Genomic DNA, 4,693 nt, shown 5'->3' on the forward strand with positions numbered 1-4,693 from the left:
AGTGGTAACCGCCGTCGCACGGGAACTGGCAGGGTTCATCTGGGCCATCGCCTGCGAGGTTGCGGGCAAGGCACACGGCAGTAAGGCAGTGGCATGACCACGTCTCAGTGGCTTCGGTTCAGGGGGTGGAGGGCCGGTGAGGAGAACCCCTGGCGCTCCTATGTGGCGTCCTCTTCCGGGAGGACAGACCCACGACCGTAGAGAAGGGCAGCTCCGCGACGAAGTGAAGTCAGGTCGGTAACCAACCCACGCATATCAGAGTGATCCACCGTCGCCAAATCGCCCTCCACCCCCTGAACCGAAGCCATTGATGGAAAAGAGCAAAGCGAAAGAATAGACCCATAGTTGACAGGTCAATCCATATCAGGAGCGTCGCCCCGGCGCGAAGCTTTTAGACCATCTGCTATACCGCTGAATGGCCGCTATTCGCCGCGAGGCGCGGCTCCTGTGAGAAGCAGCAGTCCGGCGACTCAGTCGCCCCACATGCGTATCAGCTCCTGAATGCACTGCCCGGTTTGTGTGACCAGTGCCGCGTGCTGCGGGTCCTGGCTCAGGGTGCGTGGTACCAGGCTGAGCTTGGCGATGATTTCCCGCTGATGGGCATCGCGTATTCGGCTCTGCAGCCAGCCCACCACGGCGTGACGTACCCCCTGGGTGACCGGCGTGACGCGGTGAAGCGCTCCCGCCGGATAGAGCACCATGCTGCCTGCCGGGAGTTTGAAGGTAAAGGTTTGTGCCGATGTGCTGATGACCAGTTCGCCGCCCTGGTAACTGGCAGGATCATCGAGAAACAGGGTGAAGGACACATCGGTACGCGCCTCCTGGATATAGGCCGCATCGGCATGCAGGCCGTACTCCATACCCACTTCGTAGCGGTTGATGAGTGTCCGGCCCATGGCGCGTGGCAGGGCGAACGCCTGGACGACCGGATGGGCCTGGATCGCTGCGGCAAGGCTGTCGAGCAACGGCGTGTGGGGCGCAGCGGCCAGCTGCAAATTATTCTTGGCCACCTGGGCCAAGCCATGCGCCGTGCGCTTGCCACTCTCGAAAGGGCCGGCCTGAATGGCGAGCGCCGTTGCCCGAAGAAGATCAGCCGGCAGGGCGTTTTCGATAACGATGTAGTTCACGGCAATCGCCTGTAAGAAGTGTGAGCGGCAGGAGGATTCTAGGGTCTGTTCCCGTTTCGTTCCCGGCCCTGCGGGTTGCGCGAAACGGGAACAGACCCTAGCTCCGGCTGCCACGGCATCCGCTGCCAATATGCATTTCTGTGTACGACTTGAGCGGCGTAAATCAAGGCTCTGTCCCAAGAGGCTGTTGCAACCTTATGCCGGCTATAACGCAGCACCGGTATGAACACCCTACAGCTGTAGGAGCCCCGCCTCGGGGCGAATCGATTGCAGCCATTCAGTTATTTCGGCGTTGTCCATGGCATTCGCTGCGGGGCGCGGCTTGTATAAAAGCATCGTTGTCGTGCAACAGGGTATTGGAATATCGCCTCAATCAAACGCTGGTGACCCTGCACATCGCCCCAGGACAGCTACAGTGCAACGGTAGGCGGACATCCATCAGCGGTGTTGCAAATAACGTTGGTGGGCTTGATGGCACATCGATACTATCCGCATCACTGCAGCCCAACAATTTTAAATAAAGGACGCACCCCTCATGCCTCATGCCCGGTCGACTCGCCCCCAGTGGCAAACTGCCGCCTTGAGCAGCGCCATTGCTGCCCTGTGCGCCAACGGTCTTTTTGTTTCCCAGGCCCACGCCGTTCCCGCTTGTGGCCCGACCGTCAGTGTCAACCAGGAGCAGTGCACGCCCTACTATTCGGACACCGTGGTCGTGCAGGAGGGCGTGACCGTCAGTGACACCGACGCTCCCGCTGTGCTGTATTTCGATAACCTGGGCGAAGACACCGGTGGCTCTGTGGCGCTGGGTAGCTTCACCAACAATGGCAGCATCCTTTCCAGCGGGTTGGGTGAGGATGACTTCAACATAGGGGGCGCGTTTACCTTCAGCAACAACACGGTTGCTGGGGTAAAGATCAACGGCGAAATGCTGGGCGATCTGACCAACAATGGTCTGATCAGCGCCAGCTCGGCAACATCAGCCTCGGGGCGCTTCAGTGCTGCCTTGGGGGTTGCGGAGCTGGGCACGCCGGCGATACAGGGCGAATTGGTTAACCGCGGCACTATCAGCGCCGAGAGTACTAGCTTGAGTACCGCCACGAACAGTGGTGCGATTGCTGTAGGTGTCTACATCAATCAGTCGGTCGCCTCGGGTGCGTTGATCGATAACCAGCTCGGCGGTGAGATCACGGCCACTGCTACAGCGTTGTTTGCCTACGGCATAGGTGTCGGCACCAATCATTTGGCCGGCGAGCTGAATAACGCCGGGCTGATCAGCGCTAGCGCCATTGCAGGTGGGGCTGCTGGCCTGGCAGTGGGCGTGAGCATGGGCGATTTTTCCGGCACGCTGAATAACCGGGGCACCATCGCTGCTGACGTAGTCGGTACGGGCGGTGGCCAGGCAGCTGGTGTCCTGATCGCCAATGTGATGGGCGGTGAGCTCAATAACTACGGCACAATTGAGGGCGCTTTCTCTAGCCCTGATGGCGGGCAGGCATACTCGATTCTGGCTCAAAACGCCGAGGGTGGCGGCACCATCAGCAACATGGCCGGTGGCCTGCTGCGCGGCGCGTTAAGCATTGGTGGCAGCTCGGTCAACGTGACCAACGCAGGCACCATCGACCTGCCGATGTTGTCGCAGGCAGCGTATGTCGCCGGGGACTTCACCCAGAGCGACTCAGGCGTGCTGCGCCTAATGGCCTCGGGTGATGGTGAGGACGAGGTCGGCCAAGTGGCAGACGAATACAGCCAGGTGTCCGTCGGCGGCACGGCCATCATCGACGGCAAAGCCTTTGTCGATGTTCAGTCAACCAACACCTTGGCCGTGGGGCAGACGCTGAGCCGGGTAGTCAGCGCATTTGAGCTCACTGGCAACTTTGCCGAAGTGGAAGACAACAGCGCGTTGTTCAACTTCCAGAGCATCGCGACCCAAGGCGAAGACGGCCATATCGACTTCCAACTGGTCAAGGCGCTGACTGCCGTCGATGCGGTCGATAGCAATAACAACCCAAGCGCTCGCGGCGCGGCAGGTGCGCTCGATACGATCATCGACCGGGGCACCTCTGACTCGAACATGCAGACGCTGATCGATGAGTTGGGCAAGCTCGGTACCAGCAAGGAAGTCTCTGATGCGGTCGCCCAGACTACGCCGCAACTGGCTGCTAACACTGCCCTTGCCTCGCGTGCCGCCCTGGGTGGGATCAGTCGGGTAATCCAGTCGCGGGTTGAGTCCAACCGCGGCATGTCCTCGGGCGATGCCTTTTATGGCGACAGCAAGCTGTGGCTGAAACCCTTCGGCTCTTGGGCCGACCAGGATGATCGCAGCGACGTATCCGGCTTCGATGCCAGCACCGCCGGGCTGGTTGTGGGCGCCGACGCTACTCTGTCTGAGAGCACGCGTGTCGGCGTTGCTTTCGCCTATGCCAACTCCAATATCGACGGCAATTCCGACATCGCGCCCAACAGTGCAGATGTCGATATGTTCCAGGTGCTTGGTTACGGCAGCTACAGCCTGGACGCGCAAACCGAGCTGAACTTCCAGGCCGGTGTCGGGCAGAACAACACCGATAGTCAGCGTGAAATTCTCTTCCTGGGTGAAACCGCCAAGGCGGATTACAGCAGCCTGGTGGCCACTGCCGGCATCGGCCTGGCACGCACCTTCGCGCTGAGCGAGCAAACCGCGTTCACCCCGTCTGTCCGTACCGACTACACCTGGATCAAGGACGAGGGCTACACCGAGAAAGGCTCCAGCGCCAACCTCAAGGTCGACTCGCAAAGCACTGACCAGATGATCGTCGGGCTGGACGGCAAGCTGAGCCATGAGTTCATGCCTGGTACCAGCATTGTGGCCAACCTGGGGGTGGGTTATGACATCCTCAACAGCCAGTCCAGCGTCACCTCGACATTCGCCGGCGAGCCGGGCATTGGCTTCAAGACCAACGGGTTGGACTCAAGCCCCTGGTCGCAGCGTGGCGGCCTGGGTTTGATCCACGCAACCGAGCAGGGTGCGGAGGTGTCGCTGCGTTATGACGTTGAGCACAGCGACGGTTTCCTTAACCAGACCGCTTCCGTGAAGTTGCGCTGGGATATCTGATCCCCCCAGGCGTCAGCCAAACCCCTGCCGCGTGTTCGCGCGGCAGGGGTTTTTTATTGCGCTGTGTCGATGCCAGCGCGGGTGTCGGCCAGGTAATCGCGTCCCGGGTATCGCTGCGCTCAACCCAGGCTACCGGCTGCAAGCGCCCACCGCGGGGCGAAGCGAGTGTGGCCACTCAGCAAGATCGGTGCTACGCCTGCCATTTGCCGCGGGGCGCGGCACAAATAAGTGGCAGGCTAAACCCGCTTTAAAAGTAGCCTGGGTCGAGCCATGCGACACCCGGGGCACCCTCTCCCGGGTATCGCTGCGCTCAACCCAGGCTACCGGCTGTAAGCGCCCACTGCGGGGCGAAGCGAGTGTGGCCACTCAGCAAGATCGGTGCTACGCCTGCCATTTGCCGCAGGGCGCGGCACAAATAAGTGGCAGGCTAAACCCGCTTTAAAAGTAGCCTGGGTCGAGCCATGCGACACCCGGG

2 protein-coding genes are annotated in these 4,693 nt (G+C 60.9%); one reads left to right on the forward strand and one right to left on the reverse strand.

What is annotated here, in order from left to right:
- Positions 1-470: 470 nt before the first annotated feature.
- Complete coding sequence (locus BMW49_RS20045; RefSeq protein WP_167362824.1) at positions 471-1,127, reverse strand: Fe2+-dependent dioxygenase; 657 nt, start codon at positions 1,125-1,127, stop codon at positions 471-473.
- Positions 1,128-1,662: 535 nt separating this feature from the next.
- Here BMW49_RS20045 and BMW49_RS20050 point away from each other — a divergent pair.
- On the forward strand, positions 1,663-4,218 hold the full coding sequence (locus BMW49_RS20050; protein WP_069522613.1) for an autotransporter family protein: 2,556 nt from the start codon (positions 1,663-1,665) through the stop codon (positions 4,216-4,218).
- The last annotated feature ends 475 nt before the right edge of the window (positions 4,219-4,693 follow it).

This window comes from Pseudomonas cuatrocienegasensis, assembly GCF_900110925.1.
GTDB lineage: Bacteria > Pseudomonadota > Gammaproteobacteria > Pseudomonadales > Pseudomonadaceae > Aquipseudomonas > Aquipseudomonas cuatrocienegasensis.